This window comes from Mucilaginibacter sp. (assembly GCF_028287845.1).
In the GTDB taxonomy this organism is placed as follows: Bacteria; Bacteroidota; Bacteroidia; order Sphingobacteriales; family Sphingobacteriaceae; genus Mucilaginibacter.
Genome location: NZ_JAQBOW010000118.1, coordinates 16,949 through 38,046, shown reverse-complemented (window position 1 = coordinate 38,046; position 21,098 = coordinate 16,949). Strand labels below are relative to the sequence as shown.

General features: G+C 41.6%; 18 protein-coding genes. 17 read left to right on the top strand and 1 reads right to left on the bottom strand.

The annotated features are described in order from the left end of the window. From JWP71_RS12210 to JWP71_RS12165, 10 genes are all read left to right on the top strand, one after another. Positions 1 to 254: L-rhamnose mutarotase (locus JWP71_RS12210; protein WP_299500296.1), on the top strand; the 254-nt coding region annotated here is incomplete at its 5' end. Between the two features lie 28 nt (positions 255 to 282). Beyond that, a complete protein-coding gene (locus JWP71_RS12205) occupies positions 283 to 1,944 on the top strand; it encodes an altronate dehydratase family protein (RefSeq protein ID WP_299500293.1) in 1,662 nt (553 codons plus the stop codon). Between the two features lie 104 nt (positions 1,945 to 2,048). Then, the gene (locus JWP71_RS12200) at positions 2,049 to 2,813 is read left to right on the top strand and encodes an SDR family oxidoreductase (RefSeq protein WP_299500290.1); all 765 of its coding nucleotides are present in this window, start codon (positions 2,049 to 2,051) and stop codon (positions 2,811 to 2,813) included. A gap of 23 nt (positions 2,814 to 2,836) precedes the next feature. Next, positions 2,837 to 4,132 (top strand): alpha-L-fucosidase, encoded by a 1,296-nt coding sequence (locus JWP71_RS12195; RefSeq protein ID WP_299500287.1) that lies wholly within the window; start codon positions 2,837 to 2,839, stop codon positions 4,130 to 4,132. A gap of 5 nt (positions 4,133 to 4,137) precedes the next feature. Continuing rightward, the gene (locus JWP71_RS12190; RefSeq protein WP_299500285.1) at positions 4,138 to 4,995 is read left to right on the top strand and encodes a fumarylacetoacetate hydrolase family protein; all 858 of its coding nucleotides are present in this window, start codon (positions 4,138 to 4,140) and stop codon (positions 4,993 to 4,995) included. Further along, positions 4,982 to 5,812: an amidohydrolase family protein gene (locus JWP71_RS12185; RefSeq protein WP_299500283.1), complete on the top strand. Its 831-nt coding sequence runs from the start codon at positions 4,982 to 4,984 to the stop codon at positions 5,810 to 5,812. The genes JWP71_RS12190 and JWP71_RS12185 overlap by 14 nt, the downstream gene beginning before the upstream one ends. A gap of 148 nt (positions 5,813 to 5,960) precedes the next feature. After that, on the top strand, positions 5,961 to 6,743 hold the full coding sequence (locus JWP71_RS12180) for an SDR family oxidoreductase (protein WP_299500281.1): 783 nt from the start codon (positions 5,961 to 5,963) through the stop codon (positions 6,741 to 6,743). A gap of 6 nt (positions 6,744 to 6,749) precedes the next feature. Next, positions 6,750 to 7,481 carry a (Fe-S)-binding protein gene (locus JWP71_RS12175; protein WP_299500279.1) on the top strand — a complete coding sequence of 244 codons (732 nt, stop codon included), beginning with the start codon at positions 6,750 to 6,752 and terminating at the stop codon, positions 7,479 to 7,481. Continuing rightward, the gene (locus JWP71_RS12170) at positions 7,482 to 8,861 is read left to right on the top strand and encodes a lactate utilization protein B (RefSeq protein ID WP_299500277.1); all 1,380 of its coding nucleotides are present in this window, start codon (positions 7,482 to 7,484) and stop codon (positions 8,859 to 8,861) included. 37 nt (positions 8,862 to 8,898) lie between these two features. Then, positions 8,899 to 9,489: an LUD domain-containing protein gene (locus JWP71_RS12165; RefSeq protein WP_299500275.1), complete on the top strand. Its 591-nt coding sequence runs from the start codon at positions 8,899 to 8,901 to the stop codon at positions 9,487 to 9,489. A gap of 12 nt (positions 9,490 to 9,501) precedes the next feature. On the opposite strand, the gene JWP71_RS12160 is transcribed toward JWP71_RS12165, so the two are convergent. Then, positions 9,502 to 9,729 (bottom strand): DUF433 domain-containing protein, encoded by a 228-nt coding sequence (locus JWP71_RS12160; RefSeq protein ID WP_299500273.1) that lies wholly within the window; start codon positions 9,727 to 9,729, stop codon positions 9,502 to 9,504. Positions 9,730 to 9,995: 266 nt separating this feature from the next. Between JWP71_RS12160 and JWP71_RS12155 the strand changes: the two genes are divergently transcribed. The 7 genes from JWP71_RS12155 (at position 9,996) to JWP71_RS12125 (ending at position 21,083) form a co-directional block, all read left to right on the top strand. Further along, positions 9,996 to 11,348, top strand: coding sequence for a Gfo/Idh/MocA family oxidoreductase (locus JWP71_RS12155; protein ID WP_299500271.1), 1,353 nt, complete (start codon positions 9,996 to 9,998; stop codon positions 11,346 to 11,348). A gap of 19 nt (positions 11,349 to 11,367) precedes the next feature. Next, positions 11,368 to 12,207, top strand: coding sequence for an alpha/beta hydrolase-fold protein (locus tag JWP71_RS12150; protein ID WP_299500268.1), 840 nt, complete (start codon positions 11,368 to 11,370; stop codon positions 12,205 to 12,207). A 456-nt stretch (positions 12,208 to 12,663) separates the two neighbouring features. Beyond that, the gene (gene mgrA / locus JWP71_RS12145) at positions 12,664 to 13,653 is read left to right on the top strand and encodes an L-glyceraldehyde 3-phosphate reductase (protein WP_299500265.1); all 990 of its coding nucleotides are present in this window, start codon (positions 12,664 to 12,666) and stop codon (positions 13,651 to 13,653) included. Positions 13,654 to 13,777: 124 nt separating this feature from the next. Beyond that, a complete protein-coding gene (locus JWP71_RS12140; protein WP_299500262.1) occupies positions 13,778 to 15,298 on the top strand; it encodes a hypothetical protein in 1,521 nt (506 codons plus the stop codon). 330 nt (positions 15,299 to 15,628) lie between these two features. After that, positions 15,629 to 16,207, top strand: a complete 579-nt coding sequence (locus JWP71_RS12135; RefSeq protein WP_299500260.1) for an RNA polymerase sigma-70 factor — start codon at positions 15,629 to 15,631, stop codon at positions 16,205 to 16,207. Positions 16,208 to 16,400: 193 nt separating this feature from the next. Further along, the gene (locus JWP71_RS12130; RefSeq protein WP_299500257.1) at positions 16,401 to 17,372 is read left to right on the top strand and encodes a FecR family protein; all 972 of its coding nucleotides are present in this window, start codon (positions 16,401 to 16,403) and stop codon (positions 17,370 to 17,372) included. 192 nt (positions 17,373 to 17,564) lie between these two features. Then, on the top strand, positions 17,565 to 21,083 hold the full coding sequence (locus JWP71_RS12125; RefSeq protein ID WP_299500254.1) for a TonB-dependent receptor: 3,519 nt from the start codon (positions 17,565 to 17,567) through the stop codon (positions 21,081 to 21,083). The last annotated feature ends 15 nt before the right edge of the window (positions 21,084 to 21,098 follow it).

The following is a 21,098-nucleotide window of genomic DNA, read 5'->3' as shown; positions in this document are numbered from 1 at the left end:
CTATATGGCCCGAAATTCATGACAGCATTATCAGCTCGGGTATTACCCGGCTGGAAATATACCGCTGTTTTAACCGTTTATGTATGGTAATGGAAACTAATGATAGTTTCAGCTTTGATAAAAAGGGTGCCCTGGATGCTGCTAATGCCAAAGTGCAGGAGTGGGAAACGCTGATGTGGAAATACCAGCAGGCCATCCCCGGCTCAAAACCCGGTGAAAAATGGGTGTTGATGAATAAAATTTTTAATCTATAAATAATATATAATTTTTGTGACAGACGCCATGACTGAGAATATAAATACCTTTTTACAAATACACCCGCACGATAACGTGCTGGTTGCCTTGCAGGATATTGCCAAGGGAACCGTTGTGCCATTTAAAGGCGACAATATTACCCTGGTAACTAATGTAGCCGCCAAACATAAATTTACCATAACCGACCTTAACGAGGGTCAGGAAATTTACATGTATGGCGTATTGGTGGGCAAGGCAAATCACCACATACCAAAAGGAAATGCCATTACTACCGAAAATATACACCACGCCGCCAGCGATTTTAAACTGGGCGAACGTAAACTAAACTGGCACAAACCAGCGGCTGATAAATTTGCCGGCAGAACTTTTTTAGGCTATCACCGTCAGGATGGTTCGGTAGGTACGGCAAATTACTGGCTGGTTATTCCGCTGGTGTTTTGCGAGAACCGCAACATTATGGTGCTAAAAGACGCGTTGGTTGAAAAGCTGGGCTTTAAAAAGGCAAAAAGTTATGAAGACGAGGTAGAGAGTTTAATCAGCCTTTACCAAACAGGCAGTTCGGTAGAATCTATTTTAAATGCCGACCTGCAAATGGAAACGGCACAAAAAACCTCTAAAAAACTGTTCGAAAATATAGATGGCATTAAGTTTTTAACACACGATATGGGCTGCGGCGGCACCAAGTCAGACTCCGACGCTTTGTGCGGGTTACTGGCAGGATACATTACCCATCCAAATGTAGCAGGAGCCACAGTATTAAGCTTAGGTTGCCAGCACGCGCAGGCCGCTATCCTGGAAACAGAAATAAAGAAACGCGACCCCAATTTTAAAAAACCGTTAATAGTTCTCGAACAACAAAAAATAGGCAAGGAAAGCACTTTGATGCAAGAGGCATTAAAGCAAACCTTTGCAGGATTAATTGAAGCTAACAAACAGGAAAGAAAACCTGCCCCAATATCAAAAATATGTATTGGCTTAGAGTGCGGCGGGTCTGATGGTTTCTCGGGTATATCAGCTAACCCTGCATTGGGTTACGTATCTGATGTGCTGGTTAGTTTGGGCGGCAGTGTTATACTGGCCGAGTTCCCTGAGCTATGCGGCGTTGAGCAGGAGCTAAGCGACCGTTGTGTTGACGTAGATACCGCGCAAAAATTTATGCACCTGATGCGCACCTATAACGCTAAGGCCGAAGCGGATGGTTCAGGCTTTTACGCCAACCCATCACCCGGAAATGTTAAAGACGGTTTAATTACCGATGCCATTAAATCTGCAGGCGCGGCAAAAAAAGGTGGTAACTCGCCCGTTGCAGCGGTGTTGGATTATCCGGAAAAAGTAACCAAACCCGGCCTTAATTTATTATGCACACCGGGCAGCGATGTGGAAAGTACTACTGCCGAAGTAGGCTCGGGTGCTAACGTAGTTTTGTTTACTACGGGTTTAGGCACGCCAACAGGCAATCCTATTACCCCGGTTATCAAACTATCAACCAATACCCGCATTTTCGACCGCATGCCCGATATTATCGATATTAACTGCGGAACCATAATAGAAGGAACAGAAACTATTGAACAAGCCGGCGAACGCATATTAGAGTATGTAATACTGGTAGCCAGCGGCGTTGTACAACCAAAATCTGTTCAATTAGGACAAGACGATTTTATCCCGTGGAAAAGAGGGGTTTCATTATAGAACAATAATAACGTTAGCCTGAGCCCGTAGAAGAATGCGGGCGGCGTTTACGCTCACCCTTCGACGGGCTCAGGCTGACACCTTACACAATTAATAAATAATAAATGTTTAATTTAAAAGGAAAATCCGCTATTATAACAGGCGGTGGAAGTGGAATAGGAAGAGCAATATCTTTACTGTTTGCAAAGCAGGAAGCAGTTGTGCATATCATCGAATTAAATGTTGATGCAGCACAAAATACGGTTGATGAAATAGTAAAAGCGGGTGGTTCGGCCTTTGCGCATAGTTGTGACGTAAGCAATCAGCAGCAAATGGTGGCCATCTATCAAAGTATTGGTGTAATAGATATCTTGGTAAATAATGCGGGCATTGCCCATATTGGCGTGGCCGATAACACCAGCGAAGAAGATTTCATCAAAATATTTAATGTAAATGTTAGGGGCGTATACAATTCGCTGTTCGCGGCTATCCCGTTAATGAAAGACAATGGCGGCGGTGTGATTTTAAATATGGCCTCGATAGCATCGTGGGTAGGTATTGTGAGCAGGTTTGCATATTCTATGAGTAAGGGCGCTGTTGCAGCAATGACCATGTCTGTAGCACGAGATTATATTGATAATAATATACGCTGTAACAGCTTGTCGCCGGCAAGGGTACATACCCCTTTTGTTGATGGTTTCATCGCCAAAAACTATCCCGGGCAGGAAATAGAGATGTTTGAAAAACTATCCAAAAGTCAGCCAATTGGCCGCATGGGTAAACCTGAAGAAGTGGCATCACTGGCATTATACCTATGCTCGGACGAAGCAGGGTTTGTAACGGGTTGTGATTATCCGTTGGATGGCGGATTTATGAATTTGAATAATTAAACCGTTGATTATCACCTAAAGTTATGGTAAAAAAAACAATCCTGTCCTTACTGTTATTGTTTGCTGTTACGGCCTATGGGCAAACAACTTACAAACCGTCGGAAAGTAATTTGGCCTACCGGGAAAACTTCCAGGATATGAAATTTGGGCTGTTTGTTCATTGGGGAATATACAGCGAGCTGGGCGACGGCGAATGGGTAATGAACAATAAAAAAATACCCTACGCTAACTATAAGCGCCTTGCTGATTTTTTTAATCCCCAGGCTTTCGATGCTAAGGAATGGGTGCAGTTTGCCAAGCGGGCAGGCATGAAATATATTACCATCACTTCCCGCCACCACGACGGGTTCAGCATGTTCGGTACCAAAGCATCGGCTTATAATATTGTTGACGCTACGCCTTATCATAAAGATCCGTTAATGGAGCTGGCAAAAGAGTGCCAGAAGGAAGGCATCAAACTGCATATATACTATTCATTGTTAGATTGGGGCCGTGCAGATTATGCCTTCGGCAGCCCTATTGTAAATGGCAAACCAACAAAAGGCGATTGGGACAGCTATATCAAATTTATGAAGGATCAGTTAACAGAACTGATTACTAATTACCCGGGCGTGCAGGCCATTTGGTTTGACGGGCAGTGGGAGCGGCGTACTGTCGACTGGCGCTTTAATGAGATCTACGGACTGATCCATAAGCTTAACCCGGCTATAATAGTAGGCAACAACCATCACCTGGCACCTATTGACGGCGAAGATTTCCAGATGTTTGAAAAAGACCTGCCGGGCGGTAACACTACCGGTTTTAGCGGTGAGTCGAAAATAGGCCAACTGCCTTTAGAAACCTGCGAAACCATAAACAATAGCTGGGGCTTTAATATTAACGACCGTAATTATAAATCGACCAGGCAAATAATACACTACATTATAAACGCAGCAGGACACAATGCCAACTTTTTGTTAAACGTTGGTCCGATGCCAAATGGCAAAATTCAGCCCGAATTTGCTGATACCCTTGCCCTGGTTGGCAACTGGATGCAAAAAAATGGTAATACTATTTATGGCACAAGGGGCAATGTTATTGATGCGCAGCCATGGGGAGTGATCACCGCAAAAAACAAAACACTTTTTGCACACATAATTAAAGCGCCGCAACTGCCGTACATTTTTTTGCCACAGTTTAAAGCAAAAATAACTAAGGCTTCGCTGATGGCTAATGGTGCTGCCGTTAAATTTAAACAAGTACCAGAGGGTGTTTTTATATACACAGACAACATAACTATCGATCCAACAGATACCATTATTGAACTAACAACTATTTAAATTTTATGAAACTTATACGATTCGGTAACCCCGGCAAAGAAAAAACAGGTGTACTACTTAACAATATCAAATACGATACATCAGCCTTTGGCGAAGATTATAACGAGCAATTTTTTGAAACTGACGGGTTGGCAAGGCTTAAAAAGTTCCTGGTTGATAACGAAGGAAAACTACCGCAGGTTGGTGCTAACGAACGTTTAGGCAGCCCTGTTGCAAGACCATCAAAAATTCTTTGCATCGGGTTAAATTATGCTGATCATGCCAAAGAAACGGGTGTTGCAACACCTACAGAGCCGGTACTGTTCTTGAAATCAACCACCGCGCTGGGTGGGCCGTTTGATGATGTGGTTATCCCTAAAGATTCTGTTAAAACAGATTGGGAAGTGGAGCTGGCCATAGTTATTGGCAAAAAAGCAAGCTATGTAGATGAAGCAGATGCTTTGAGTTACGTGGCCGGTTATATGCTGCATAATGATGTAACAGAACGCGGCTTCCAGTTTGAGCGCGGCGGTACCTGGGACAAAGGCAAGGGCTGTGATACCTTCGCGCCGATGGGCCCGTTCATGGCAACCGCCGATGAAATTAAAGATATAGACAATATGCGCCTCTGGCTAAAGGTAAACGGTAAAACCATGCAGGATGGCAATACCTCTAATTTTATATTTAACGTACCGGTTGTTATTGCTTATGTAAGCAAATTCATGACTTTATTACCGGGCGATATTATCTCAACAGGTACACCCGCGGGCGTTGGGTTGGGCTTTAACCCGCCGATATATTTAAAAGCCGGTGATGTAATGGAACTGGGTATTGATGGGCTTGGCGAATCAAAACAAGTGCTAAAAGCTTATGCCAAGAATTGATTCACATCAACATTTTTGGCAGTATGACCCGGTGCAGCATGCCTGGATCAATGATGATATGGAAATTATCCAACAGGATTTTTTACCCGTTCATTTGGAGCCTATCTTACAGGAATACGGCATTAGTGGCTGCGTTACCGTACAGGTAGACCAAACAGAAGAGGAAAATGCAATACTGTTGGGTCATGCCGCCAAGCATGATTTTATAAAAGGTGTGGTGGGCTGGATAGACCTGAAAGCAGAGAATATTGAGGATCGTTTAGCCTATTACAAACAATTTGAAAAGTTAAAAGGCTTTCGCCATATTTTGCAGGGCGAAGCAGATAGAGCGTTTATGCTGAATGCTGATTTTAAAAGTGGTATATACAAATTAAAACAATTTGGCTATACCTATGATATTTTGATCTATACCGATCAGATAGCTTATGCCAATGAGTTTGCGGCGGCGTTCCCTGACCAGCCTTTTGTTATCGATCATATCGCGAAGCCAAAGATAAAAGAGAAAGATATAGATGGATGGGCAAAGGATATGCGGGCGATAGCCAAAAATGAAAATGTGTATTGCAAGGTATCAGGCATGGTAACAGAGGCCGATTGGAAAAACTGGAAGATAGCGGATTTTACACCTTATTTGGATGTAGTGTTTGAGGCTTTCGGCACGGATAGGGTAATGTACGGTTCCGACTGGCCGGTTTGCCGTGTAGCGGCAACTTATGGTGAAATGATGGGCATTTGCGAAAGTTATGTCGGTAAACTTTCTGAGGCAGAACAGGATAAGTTTTGGGGTGAGAATGCGATTAAGTTTTATGATTTATAACTAATACTCCATTGTCATTTCGACGAGGAACGAGGAGAAATCTTATACAAGCGTTACGCTGCCGTGTATGGCGGATAAGATGTTCGCCATACGATCTAAATGACAATCAAATAAAGAGAAGAAACAACCAATTAAAAATTATTAAAAAATGGATCTGCAGTTAAAAAACAAAGTGGTTATTGTAACCGGCGGTGCAAAAGGTATAGGTGAGGGCATAGTTAGATTACTGGCAAGCGAGGGCGCTATACCTGTAATTATTGGCCGTAAAGCCGAGGACAATTTAAAGGTTGCCGATGATTTGAAAGCACAGGGCTTTGAGGTTTTCCAGGTGGCTGCCGAGTTGACCGAACCCGCCGAATGCGAGAAAGCCGTAAACGCTGTAATAGCCAAATATGGCCGCATAGAGGGTTTGATAAACAATGCCGGTGTTAATGACAGTGTAGGTTTAGAGAAAGGCAATTACGAGGATTTTATGCGCAGCCTGCACCGTAACGTGGTGCATTATTACCTGATGGCAAAATTCGCGTTGCCTGAGTTAAAAAAATCAAAAGGAAATATTGTAAATATAGGCTCGAAAGTGGCAGAGACCGGGCAGGGCAATACATCTGCCTATGCTGCCGCTAATGGTGGCCGTAACGCTTTAACGCGCGAATGGGCGGTTGAATTATTACCTTACGGGATAAGAGTTAACGCGGTTATTGTGGCCGAATGCTGGACACCGCTGTATGATTACTTTATCCATACACTGCCAAATCCCGAAGAAAAATTAAAAGAAATTGTAAAAAATATCCCGTTAGGGCACCGCATGACTACTACTGATGAAATTGCCAATATGGTGGTATTCCTGTTGTCGGAAGTTTCGAGCCATACAACCGGGCAATTGATACACGTGGACGGCGGCTATACACATTTAGACAGGGTTATTGAATAAAATAAAATGCGGGTAGGATTATTTATACCATGTTATGTAGACCAGTTTTATCCCGGCGTGGCTATAGCTACGCTGCAATTGCTGGAAAAGTTGGGGGTAGATGTGGTATATCCGCAAAATCAAACCTGCTGCGGGCAACCCATGGCAAACTCCGGTTTCCAGGATCTTTCCAAAGGATGCAGCGACCTATTCCTTAAAAATTTTAACGAGTTTGATTATATCGTATCCCCATCGGGCAGTTGCGTATTGTATCTGCGGGAACATTTAAGCGAAACCGATCATCACAGCCCGGATTATTTGGGCAATAAGGTCTATGAGCTAACTTCATTTTTAACCGATGTGTTAAAGGTGGAGAATTTAACGGCCAGTTTTCCGCATAAAGTGGGTATGCACATCAGTTGTCACGGTCAGCGGGGTTTGCATTTAAGCTCGATGAGCGAGTTGGTAGCGCCCGGTTTTTCTAAACCCGGTAGCCTGTTAAATATGGTGAAGGATATTGAAATGATAGAACTGAACCGGGTAGACGAATGCTGCGGTTTTGGCGGTACGTTTTGTGTGACCGAAGAAGCGGTATCTGTAAAGATGGGAAAAGACAGGATCGCGGATCATTTACTGCATGGTGCCGAATATATTACCGGCGCGGATATGTCATGCCTTATGCATTTAGAAGGGATATTAAAGCGCCAGGGAAGTAAGGTAAAAGTGATACATATAGCCGAAATTTTAAACGCAGGGTAGATGGAAGTAACAACTAAGGACCACGCCGAACTTGCCGAAAATTTTAACCGCGATGAAGACCGCGTAGACTGGCACGACGAAACACTTTGGTGGGTGCGCCAAAAGCGCGATAAGATGGTGCACCAGTTGCCAGAGTGGGAAGAACTGCGCGAAGCGGCATCGGCCATAAAAAATAATGTGCTGGGTAACCTGCATAACTACCTGCAACAATTTGAAGCCAACGCGCGGGCCAACGGTATAACCGTTCATTGGGCGGCTGATGCTGAGGAGCATAACCAGATCATACACCGCTTGCTTAATGAGCATAAGGTTACCCGCATGGTTAAAAGCAAATCTATGCTTACCGAAGAGTGCGGGTTGAACGAATACCTGCACGAGCAAGGCATAGAAGTAATAGATTCTGATTTGGGTGAACGTATTGTACAATTAGCCAAAGAACCGCCGAGCCATATTGTATTGCCCTGCATCCACAAAAAGAAAGAAGAAATTGGCGAGCTGTTTCATCAATATTTAGGTACTCCACTGGATGTAAGCGACCCGCAGGTATTAACAGAAGCGGCCCGTGGTCATCTGCGTGAAATATTCATAACCCGCAAAGCGGCCCTAACCGGCGTAAACTTCGCGATAGCCGAAACCGGCGAATTTGTGGTTTGTACCAACGAAGGTAATGCCGACATGGGCGCGCATTTAGCCGATATCCACATAGCCAGCATGGGTATTGAAAAACTGATACCCGAAAAGAAACATCTGGGCATATTTTTAAGGTTGTTAACCCGCAGTGCAACCGGGCAGCCTATCACCACTTACAGCAGTCATTTTAAAACCCCGCGCAAGGGGCAGCAAATGCATATAGTATTGGTGGATAATGGGCGCACGGTACAGTTGGGCCGCGAAGATTTCAGAAACTCATTAAAATGTATCCGTTGCGGGGCGTGTATGAACACCTGCCCGGTATATCGCAGAAGCGGCGGACATAGTTACCATAACGCTGTTGCCGGGCCAATAGGCTCCATCCTCGCGCCAAACCTGGATATGGAAAAATATAAGGACCTGCCATTTGCCTCAACCCTTTGCGGATCGTGCACCAACGTATGCCCGGTAAAAATTGATATTCATGACCAATTATACAAATGGCGGCAGGTATTGGTTAAAAAGGGTTTAGTGCCAACCGGTAAAACGATAGGCATGAAAGTTATGGGCGCTACGCTATCATCGCCAACCATATATCGCCTGGCGGGCAAAATAGGACGATGGACATTAAAGCATGCGCCATTCGCGGTAAATAATAACTTTAATCCGTGGTACAAACAACGTGATATGCCCGAGCCGCCCGAACAATCATTCAGCGAATGGTATAAAGAAAATAGAATCAAGAAGTAAGAGTAAAGAATCAAGAAGTAAGAGTCAAGAATCAAGAGTGAGTAGCAGAGATAAAATATTAGCGGCAGTTGCCAATAATCAGCCAGCCAAAATTGAACTGCCTGACTTGAGCGCGTTTAAAACCGGAAAGGCGGGTTCTGTGGAGCAGTTTGCACAAGTATTAACAAACATTGGCGGCAAGGCTATACACGTAAATAGCTGGGAGGAGATAGCGGCATTTATTACTGAAAATTATAGCACGACAAGAGTGGTAACGCCAATTGCAGAATTAACCGGTTTTAAAGGCATCCCGGCAAACTCCGATCCGCATGAACTGTATAATGTGGAACTGGCAGTTATTAAAGCCCATTTCGGCGTAGCCGAAAACGGCGCGGTCTGGATAACCGAAGATAATATGGGTTTGCGGGTATTGCCATTTATAACCCAGCATTTAGCAGTTGTAATTGATGGCGGCGAAATAGTACCAACCATGGCCGAAGCGTATGATAAAATAAGCCGGTTATCGTCTTATGGTTTTGCATCGTTTATTGCCGGGCCATCAAAAACGGCGGATATTGAACAGTCGTTGGTTATAGGTGCGCATGGGCCGCGGAGTATGACGGTGTTTATAATGCCTGGTAGGTTTTAATTGCAGGGAAAGTTAGTTAGCAAGTGGTACTTCTATCTCTTCAGAACGCCATGCAGCATAAGATAATGCTTCGATAATATCTTCAGATTGAAGATAAGGGTACATCTTTAATATATCTTGTGTAGTGAGGCCGGAAGCTAATAAGCCAATAACTGTACCCACAGTCATTCTTAAACCTCTAATACAAGGTTTACCGCCCATTACATCCGGGTTAAGTGTAATCCGTTCTGAATTTTTCATAATATCACGTTCTTTAACTATATCAAAAATGGGTATTAATTTTAATCTATTAGAAGCTGTATGTGCTTTTTCTGTTGAGCCGGGATGGAAATAACAGGGTGTACTTAACTGTAACCCGCACCCTTGATGTATTGACAGTCAATAGAGGTGAAGGGGCCTGTATTCAAATTATTACACAGGCAATTTTATAAAATATCACCTAATATTGAATTTATTGTAACTTTATTCACCAAACCAAATTAAACCAAACAACTAAAATATTTATAATGGAGAAGAGACGCGATTTCATCAGAAAGGTGGCTATTACTACCGGCGGCATTGCTTTAGGCAGCAAAGCTTTCAGTTTTACAGCATCAAGTTATAAAAGAATTATTGGCGCTAACGACCGTATCCACGTAGCCATCATTGGGCTTAATGGCAGGGGCGGCAGCATGTCGGGCACGTTTGCTCATCAGCAAAATTTGATGATAAACACCGTTTGCGATGTGGATTCAAGAACGATACCTAAAGTGCAAAAGTCTGTATCGGCAATAACCGGGCAAGCTGCGCCAAAAGGCGAAGGCGATGTACGTAAAGTGATGCAGGATAAAGATATTGACGCGGTTTACATTGCCACACCAGATCATTGGCACGCGCCAATGGCTATAATGGGTTGCCAGGCAGGTAAACACGTATATGTAGAAAAACCATTAAGCCATAATCCGCACGAAGGCGAAATGGCTATTGCTGCCGCACGTAAATACAACCGTATAGTACAAATGGGGGCACAGCGCCGCTCATCGCCACAGGCTATACAGTGTGTGGAAGAATTGCATGGCGGTGTTATAGGCCGGGTATATTTTGCAAAAGCATGGTATACCAATAACCGTAAAGAAACCTTTTTAAAACCTGCCGCCGTACCCGACTGGTTAAATTACGACCTATGGCAGGGCCCTGCACCGCGCAAGCCTTATCAGGACGGGTTGATCCATTACAACTGGCATTGGTTTTGGGATTACGGTACAGGCGAAGCATTAAACAATGGTACGCACGAGGTTGATTTTGCCCGCTGGGGCCTGAATGTTGATTTACCAACAAGGGTAAGCTCGGTAGGTGGCCGTTACCAGTTTAAGGACGACTGGCAAACACCCGATACGCAAATAGTAACGATGGATTACCCGGATCGCGTAACGCTGATGTGGGAGAACAGGAGCTCGAACGGCAGGAAAATAGAAGGTGCGGACCGCGGTGTAATATTTTATGGCGATAAGGGTAGTTTGGATAGTGACGGAGAAGACTATACCATTTATGACCTAAGCGGAAAAATGATAAAACAGGTAAAAAAACAAGGCCCGGCAGAAGACGCTTCTATACAAGGAAGAAACACCGCCAGCCCAAGTTTGGGTATGGACAGCCAGCACGTAGCCAACTTCCTGGATTCTATCCGTAATAACAAAAAACCAAACTGTGATGTAGAGCTGGGATATAAGAGTGTGGTAGCCATGCAATTAGGTAACATTTCATGGCGTGTTGGGCGCGATTTGCACCTGGACCCTAAGAACGCGCATATACTGAACGACCCGGAAGCGCAGAAATTATGGGGCCGTACTTATGAACCGGGATGGGCGCCTAAAGTTTAAATTCTTGCTATATATACAAATGAAGAAAAATTTATTACTGATACTGTTCCTGGCTATTTCGTTAGCGTTTATTAATGAAGCAAAGGCGGCCAAAGTTGATACGGTAGAAACCTACAGCGATGCCATGCACAAAAAAATAAAGGCAGTGGTATATACACCCGAGGGCTATGAGCAAGGCAAAGAATATCCTGTAGTTTATTTATTGCATGGTGCAGGGGGTAAGTATTCCGACTGGGCAAAAAGCGCTGCTAAATTAGCGGTAAGCAGTGATTTGTATCATGAAATTATAGTTTGCGTTGATGGCAGTGTAAATAGCTGGTATATTGACAGCCCTGTTGATCCGACCTATAAATATGAAACATATGTAGCTAAAGAGCTGATAGCATATATCGACAAAAATTATAAAACCATAAAAAGCCGTACAGGCAGGGCCATTACCGGCTTAAGCATGGGTGGGCATGGCGCGCTGTATTTGTCTATTAAGCACCAGGATGTTTTTGGCGCAGTAGGCAGCATGAGTGGCGGTGTTGATATACGTCCGTTCCCTAAAAATTGGGATTTGGCTAAAAGATTGGGAAGCTATGCCGAATACCCGGAAAACTGGGAGAAAAATACGGTTACTAATATGCTATATTTACTAACCCCAAATTCGTTAAGTATAATTTTTGATTGCGGAACCGAGGATTTCTTTTATAAAGTGAACCTTGAGCTGCATGAAAAATTGCTGGAAAGAAACATCCCGCACGATTATATTGCACGCCCCGGCGGGCATACATGGCCGTACTGGGTAAATTCCCTCAATTACCAATTGTTATTTTTTAACGGATATTTTAAAAAGAATAATCCGCAATTAAATTAAGGTGTTTTGGTGATTGAAAATTAAGCGGCGAGCGCAGGTTTATAGGAGCAGTGTACCAGTGTGTGTCAGGTGCAATGTCATTAAGTTTAAGGGAAATTATTTAAAAAAATGCGCCGTAGGTGCAAAACGTCGGTAGAAAAACGTCATATAAATCATTTGGCGTGCCGTCAGGTACGCAACAATCGGCGAAGTTCCGTACCTGACGGCACGGCATTTCTTTGGTTATTCTGCTACCGACCTTGAACCCCGATGGGGTTTCTCTTAACTTAATGACATTGGGATCAGAGATCAGGTAGGGCAGGTGCATCAACGTGCATGGTACAGTACTGTTATACTTCACAGTTGCCTGATTATTGAGTACTACTACTCTTAATAGAGCAGTTTTTTTCGACAGACCTAATCACTAAACACGTTAAATTAAGCTTTATATTTGCATAAAAAATATTACTAAAATTTATGTCGTACCAACCTTCAGAAAAACGTTACCAATCCATGCCCTATAAGCGCAGTGGCAAAAGCGGTTTAAAGCTGCCTGCTGTATCATTGGGCCTATGGCACAACTTTGGGTATTATGACCAGTTTGAAAACTGCCGCAACATTATAAAAACGGCTTTTGATAACGGCGTTACCCATATAGATCTTGCTAATAACTATGGCCCTCCTCCGGGTTCGGCCGAGGAGAATTTTGGCAGGATACTGCATTCTGATTTCAGGGACCATCGTGATGAGCTGATCATTTCTTCAAAAGCCGGTTATACCATGTGGGATGGCCCCTATGGCGATTGGGGTACCAAAAAATATTTGGTATCCAGCCTTGACCAAAGCCTGAAAAGAATGAAGCTGGATTATGTTGATATATTTTATCATCACCGCCCGGATCCGGAAACACCGCTGGAAGAAACCATGGCGGCGCTGGATCTTATTGTTCGCCAGGGAAAGGCTTTGTATGTGGGTATATCAAACTACCAGGCACCCGAAGCTAAAAAAGCAATCCAAATGTTAAAGCAAATGGGTACGCCTGTTATTATCCATCAGCCTAAATATTCTATGTTTGAAAGATGGGTAGAAGGTGGTTTGCTTGATGTGCTGGAAGAAGAAGGAATAGGCTGTATCCCATTTTCTCCATTAGCCCAGGGCTTGTTAACCGATAAATACCTGCATGGCATACCTGCAGATTCACGGGTAGTAAAGATTGGCGATTCGCTTACCGAAAGCAACATCACCCCCGAAACTATAGAAAAAATTAAAAAACTAAATGACCTTGCTAAACAACGTGGCCAAAAGCTGGCACATATGGCCTTGTCATGGATATTAAAGGATGACCGCATAACCTCGGTATTGGTTGGCGCCAGCAAGCCAGAGCAATTGCTTGACTCGTTGAATTGTTTATCAAATACCAAGTTCACGCAGGAAGAATTGAATATTATTGATGGTATTTTAAAATAGACTCTTATTTCAAAAGCTACTTAAAGCTCAATCATTTTTTAATGGTTGGGCTTTTTTATTGACTGATATTTCCTACTATAGAAACAGGTTAGTACTTTAGCATCAACCAATTATTATACTTATCATGAAATCACTTACCGGTAGGGCTTTATTAGCCGCTATAATTTTATTTTCTTTCTTTTTTTCACATGCAGCCAAATCTCAGCAGGTGCCTTTTACCGGCGAAAAATCAACCTGGCATGAAGGGTTTGACAGGTATGATTTTATTATGGATGAAGAAACGCTGGCTATTACTCCTTATAAAGCTCCCGAAAGCGAAAAATTTGGTGTAAAAGATCCGGAGAAGGGCCAAAGGCGCTGTATTATCGTTGTACCTAAAAAGGCGGCAGCCGGTAATCCGTGGTCATGGCAGGGATGTTACTGGGACCATCAGCCGCAGGCCGAAATAGAATTGTTAAAACGTGGTTTTTGTATTGCTTATATTTCGTCAAATGCTACATTAAAACCCGGCAGACAGTGGGATGCCTGGTACAAATTTTTAACAGAGCAGCATGGCCTGTCTGCAAAGCCATGTTTTATAGGCATGAGCAGGGGGGGCGAGTATTCTTATATGTGGGCAACTACACATCCCGATAAAGTTTCATGTTTATATACGGATAACCCCGGCGGTAATCGTGATAACCTGCTTAAATTGGGCGAACTGGCAAAATATGACGTACCTATTCTGCACGTTTGCGGTAGTATTGACCCGATATTGAATAAATACTCAAACGCCATAGAAAACATATACCAACAGTTTGGGGGCAGAATATCTGTAATGATAAAAGAAGGATTTGGCCATCATCCGCATAGTTTACATGATGCCAAACCAATTGCTGATTTTATAGAGCAAAGCGTTTACGAGGAGAAAACACCTGTACCGGCATTCGCCAATAACTCAACCAATAAAACAGCTTATTATAGTTCTGCCAATATTTATAAATATGTTCCGGTTGAGGGGACGTTTATCACTTTTCGCGGCCCGTTATTTACGGGTTGTTATAACAAGTACGAAGTTAACCTGCAAGGCGTAGAAGCATTCACCACCATTATCCAACCCGTTAAACCCGCACCGGGTAACCCGTGGGTATTCCGGTCAGACTTTGTAAGGCGCGACGCGACGGTTGACCAGGCTTTGCTTGCTAAAGGTTACTACATAGTTACCGGGGCCGTAGGCTATAATTCTGATGGGCCCCAACTGGTTCAGTGGAATTTGATCTATAAGCATCTTACAGATTACGGATTTTCTAAAAAACCTGTAATGGAAGGTACAGGCGCAGCTGCGGGCGAGGCCATTGCATGGGCCATTGAAAACCCGGATAAGGTCTCGGCTATATATGCTGAAAATCCAATACTTAAAACTAAAGTGATGAGTAAAACAGCACCACTTGATAACTTAAGCCCGCTGGCAAAAGCAAATATACCCATACTATTTATTTCAGGCAGTAATGACCCATCACTTAATGATGAAACCCGTATAGCAGAAAAACGATACAAGCAAATGGGCGGAAAAATTACCGTAATTGTTAAAGCGGATGAAGGTCATTATATCTTATTAAAAGATATAAAGCCTGTTGTAGATTTTATCTCTGCCGCGGTTAAGTAGCAATAAGTAAAAAAGCATCTCTGCTGAGTGTAGTGTTGGTGTCTCCCTATATCTCCGCGTTGCTTTGCGACTTCTTTGCGGTCTTTTGTGGTGAAAATTTATCATAGAGACAGCAAAGGAGGCGCAAAGTTAAAGCTCCATTTTATTTTCATCGGCCCGCTAAGATTATTAAGGTTAATAATGCAAACAAAACAATCGATTTGGTTACATAATCATATCAAATTAATAAAATAATTGTAAATTTCGTATTAAATAATTAATTTACATTTCTTTATATGAAGTAGGACAATACAGCGGAAAAACTTAAATGACTTTATTATTGTGGATGGTTTGAATGAAAAATTTTTATTAACTCAAATTTCTATCGGTGATGACGCTGCTTTCTCTGAAATTTATACAGCCTATCAGCCATTATTATACCGGTTTGTAAATAGATTTTTAAAATCTTCTGCAATTTCAGAAGAAATTTGCCAGGATGTGTTTATTAAACTATGGGAGAAAAGACAAAGCTTGTTATATATTGAGTCATTAAAATCTTACCTGTTCACACTGGCAAAAAATCAAGCCTTTAATTTATTGAAAAGATCTTCACTTGATAATAATATCAAGGCAGAAATTCTTTACTCCTACATACCCAACGAAAATACTATTGAGGATAAGTTGCATGCCGATGAGTATATGCAATATATAGAGAGGGTGCTTAATACCTTACCATTGCAAAGCCGTGAGGTGTTCCGTTTATGCAGGCAGCTCGGTAAAACTTATGATGAAGCTGCTAATGATTTGGGTATTTCCAGAAATGGAGTTAAAAAACACATGGTTAGATCCATGAAAGTCTTAAAATATAATGTCCAAAGAGATTTTGGAATACCATTAAGCGTTATTTTGGCAATAGTATTCGGTAGCTAAGCTGTGTTTTTAAATAATGTCCGTTTTTCATCGAAAAATTAAATATTTTTTGATGTTTTTTAACCAAACACCTAAAAATAACGTATCATTAATCAATTATTCATCCATTTTTTAAATTATTTTTATTTTTTTATTGCTTTGGGGTACCCTAAGTGGGGTTTTAATTGTCTGGTTGTAAGTAAGGTTGTTATAAATGGAAGAAAATCTACTCTTAAATCAGTTAGTTGAACGTTATATTGACAATCAAGCGTCAGAAAAAGAGCTTGAGGTGTTTTTCTTCCTGTTAGAACAGGGAAAGCTGGATGATATGCTTATGCAATACATGGATAAGGATCAGCAAATATATATAACAGAAAATATATCCTTAGCATCTCAAAAACCAGCAAAAGTTAAATTTATCAATAACCCCCGCGTTATAGCAGCGGCAGCAGTTGTATTTGTTTTTTTGTTGGCCGGATTTTTTTTATACAAAAGCAAGGTACTTAACCAGGATACTACTATAAAATATGAACAGGTATCAACACATAATGGCGAAATAAAGTCGATAGAACTTAGTGATGGTTCAATAGTATTTTTAAATAGTAACAGTACACTTAAATACACTGATGATTTTAACGGTGATAAACGTGTGGTTGAACTTTTAGAAGGCGAGGCCTATTTTGATATTAAGCATGATGCGGCCAAACCATTTGTGGTTAAAACAGGCAATATCCTTACCAATGTTTTGGGTACTTCTTTTAATATACGCTCAATTAAATATATTAATGAAGTAAAAATTACGGTAACTAAAGGCAAGGTTAGCGTGCAAAGCAATTACGCAGAACCAGCGCGTACCAGCCAGGTTATTTTAATACCCGATGAGCAAGCTGATATAAACAGGAATACCGGGAACATTATAAAAAACAAAGTAAAATCTGCTGATATCTTGAACTGGAGAGAAGGGGGACTATATTTTGATAATGAAAATTTCAGGGATGTTTCTGCCATACTCGAAACCAAATTTGGCTATACCATTAAGTTTGCTAATGATGATATACCTAATTACAGGTTTACTGCCGGCTTTAAATCAACAGAAAATATTATGGATATACTTAACGCGTTGTGTCTGGCAAATAATCTTAAATATAAAATAACCAACGAGACTGTATTATTAAAAAATCGCTAATAACAAATAAATTAAAGCCTATGATCAAAAAACAAACTAACCCCATTTAACAAAAAAACCGGCAGGTATTTACCCTATCCGGCTTTAATCTTTTGACAAGATCAGCATCGTAACGCCAATCACTAACTGATCAGGTCATGCTTTATGTTTCTAATTAATGTATTTATTAACCTAAAAACACAAATCAAAGGTATGGAAAAAAATACCATTGCAATAAAACTTTCATTATTCAGAATTATGAAATATACGTTTTACATTTTCATAGTTACATCAATATTCTCACAGCTGCTAATGGCTAAAAGCTCTGATGGGCAAACCATTCGAGATGTGCGTATAGATTTGGATGTTAAAAACAAAACTTTAAAAGAGGTACTGGCAGCAATACAGCAAAAAAGTGGCTTTCAGTTTGTTTATAATGAACAGTTGGTTTCGCCTTATTATGTAAGCTATACAGGCAAAAATAAAACAGTTGAAATTATTCTCAATAATGTATTAAACAAAACCTTATTGGCTTATAAAGAGCAGCAGAGCAAGCTTATTATTGTAGAGAAACCTATTGAAACGCCTCCTGTTTCAGTACAATCGGCTATTGAAAAAACAATTACAGGTACAGTTACTGATAACAATGGAGAAACGTTGCCGGGTGTAACCATAAAAATTAAAGGCACAACCAAAGGCACACAAACAGATATAGATGGAAAGTATAATATTAAGGTGCCTGACAATACCGCAACATTAGTATTTTCTTTTATAGGATATGAAACCCAGGAGGCATTAGTTGGGAACCAAATGGTTATTAATATAAAGCTAACTGCCGAGGCCCACGGCTTAAATGAAGTTGTGGTAATAGGTTATGGCACCAAAGCTGTTCGTGAAAATACGGGCTCTATTGGTAAAATAACGGGCGATAAAGTTAGTAACGAACCTCTGCCCAGCTTTAATGAAGGATTGGCAGGTAAAACCGCCGGTTTACAAGTAAGTATGAACGGCGGTGCCCTGGCCGATCCGACCAGCATACGCATACGGGGTGTAAATTCTATTTCAAGCTCGTCACAGCCATTGATTGTGATAGATGGTATTCCTCAGATCAACGAAGGTAACTTAAACCGTATCCGTTCGGGAGGCGGAACGCGTTTTGATCCGTTAGCATTACTTAATTCAAACGATATTGAATCTATCGAGGTGTTGAAAGATGCCGGCGCCGCGGTAATTTATGGTTCAAGGGCATCAAACGGAGTAATATTGGTGACAACCAAAAAAGGTAAAAGTGGTACAGCGAAAGTATCTCTCGACTCTAAATTTGGCTGGAGCGAGGCCTCCAAAAAACCACCGGTATTAAACGGTCCCGATTACATCACTATACAAAATGAGAAAGCGCTTAACAGATATGGAGCAGCTTCACCCAACGCTGTTATTGCAAAAAATAATGATATAAATGCTGATGGAGTGCCTGATGATGTGAACTGGATGGATCTGTTATATAAACAGGGAAAAACCTATGATAACAGTATTTCCTTTTCGGGTGGATCTGAAAAAGCAACATTATTTGGCTCTGCCAGGTATATTACCCAGGAAGGTATCGTTATTCCTAACAAATTAACAACCGGCCAGGCCAGGCTTAATATTGATGTTACTCCGCAAAAATGGTTCAAGGGAGGTATCAGTTTATCTTTTGGCCGCACACTTAATACTGGAGTATTAACAGATGGGTATGTACAGGGTGTAAACATTTCAGGATGGCAGGCACCATCTAATGTGTCGCCTTATAATCCAAGCGGCCCTTATGGTTTTAATTTAACAACAGGCGCAACCGGTGGGTATCTTGGCATAGGTAATAATACGGGCCAAATTGGCGGTAGCAGCATTACCGCTAATAACTGGTATAACCTGATAGCTATGTCGGCACTTACCCGTAATGAAAATACGGCAAATGATACTAGGATTAATATTTACGGAGAGCTAAAGCTGTTAAAAGGATTAAGTTTTACTTCGAAGTTTGGTATTGAGTACCTGGGTAACTTTGAAAATCAATACACTAACCCGGCTATTGGATTTTGGGGCGTACCTTACAATGGCTTGTTACTGTACTATACTACTAATTGGTCTGAGTGGGTTTGGCAAAACTACTTCAATTACTCTAAACTTTTGGGTGCCAAACATAAGGTTACAGCAGTAGCCGGTGCAGAGTATCAGCATAACCAGTATCAGGCTTATTCAACCGGGGCGGCCAACTTAGCCGATCCATTTTTTAATCAAATTGTCAGTGGTTCATTCACCAATATTCCTGTTGGGCAAACAGCCACCTATGATCAAACTAACGGCGATGTATACAGTGCAGGGTTAATATCCTACTTCTCTCGTGTTGGTTATGCTTATGATGAAAAATATTTGCTCGAGGCATCTTTTAGAGCTGATGCCTATTCTGCATTTGGTGCTGCCCATCAATGGGGTTATTTCCCAAGCATATCTTTAGGTTGGGAGGCTACAAAAGAGAAATTTTTGGCCAACAGTAAAGTACTTAGTTATTTAAAACTAAGGGGTAGTTATGGCCAGGTAGGTAACTCACGCTTAAGCAGCGTGTACGCGGCCCAAACCTTATATAGCGGCGCGGCCTATGGTACTTTAAACGGGTTCAATATTTCGCAGGTGGGTAACCCTGATCTGCGTTGGGAAACATCCAAAAAAACAAATGTTGGCTTTGATGCAACTCTTTTTCAAAAATTCAATATTACAGCTGATTATTTTAATACCGCTGTTGACAACCTGATATTAAGCGCGCCGGTTATTGCAACTACCGGTGTACCGGGTACTTCTATATCTACCAATATTGGTAATATGCGTAACAGGGGTATTGAGTTTAGCCTTAATACAATGATTATTAATAGAAAAGACTTTAACTGGTCAACATCTTTTAATTACACACACATCTGGAATAAAGTATTATCATTGGTAAGCACTAACAATAATGCAGACATTACCAGTGGTAACAACGTAGCCAGTATAGGCAGGCCGTTAAGTACTTATAAATTGATTAATTGGGCGGGTGTTGATCCTAAAACCGGTAATCCTACATGGTATGCTGCTAACGGTACTGTTAAAGAATATCATCTGGGCGCCAGCGGAAGCGGTTTATGGACAGATTTGAGTGGCAACCCTGTATCGCCAATTACTGTAGCCTCTGATGCGACTTATCTTAACAAAAACGGATTGCCCGGCTGGTATGGTGGCTGGGATAATACTTTTACCTATAAGAGTTTTGATTTGAATGTTAGTATTATTTATTCTGGCGGTAACTATATTTACAACTCATCGCTGGCATCAATGCTAAGCAATAATGTTCAAAACAATTTTAGCACTATACTTGATAGGTGGACCACACCGGGGCAGGTAACTAATGTGCCAAAACTTTACTTAGGCGATAATACCGCAAACATTGCATCAACCCGCTTTTTGGAGAAAGGTGATTTTGCAAGGGTAAGAACAATTGCCCTTGGTTATACACCCAAAAAACTTTTCCTGAATAAATTTGGTGTTAGCAGGCTAAGAATATATGCCCAAATATTTAATCCATTCCTTATCACTAAATACTCTGGCCTTGATCCGGATATTAATACAAGTGTAAGGGCTGGCAGCAATATAGCGGCGGGTACTGATGCCCTGGGAACACCACAGGCCAAAACTGTTACCTTAGGTATAAACGTGAATTTTTAATATTAAAAATTACAG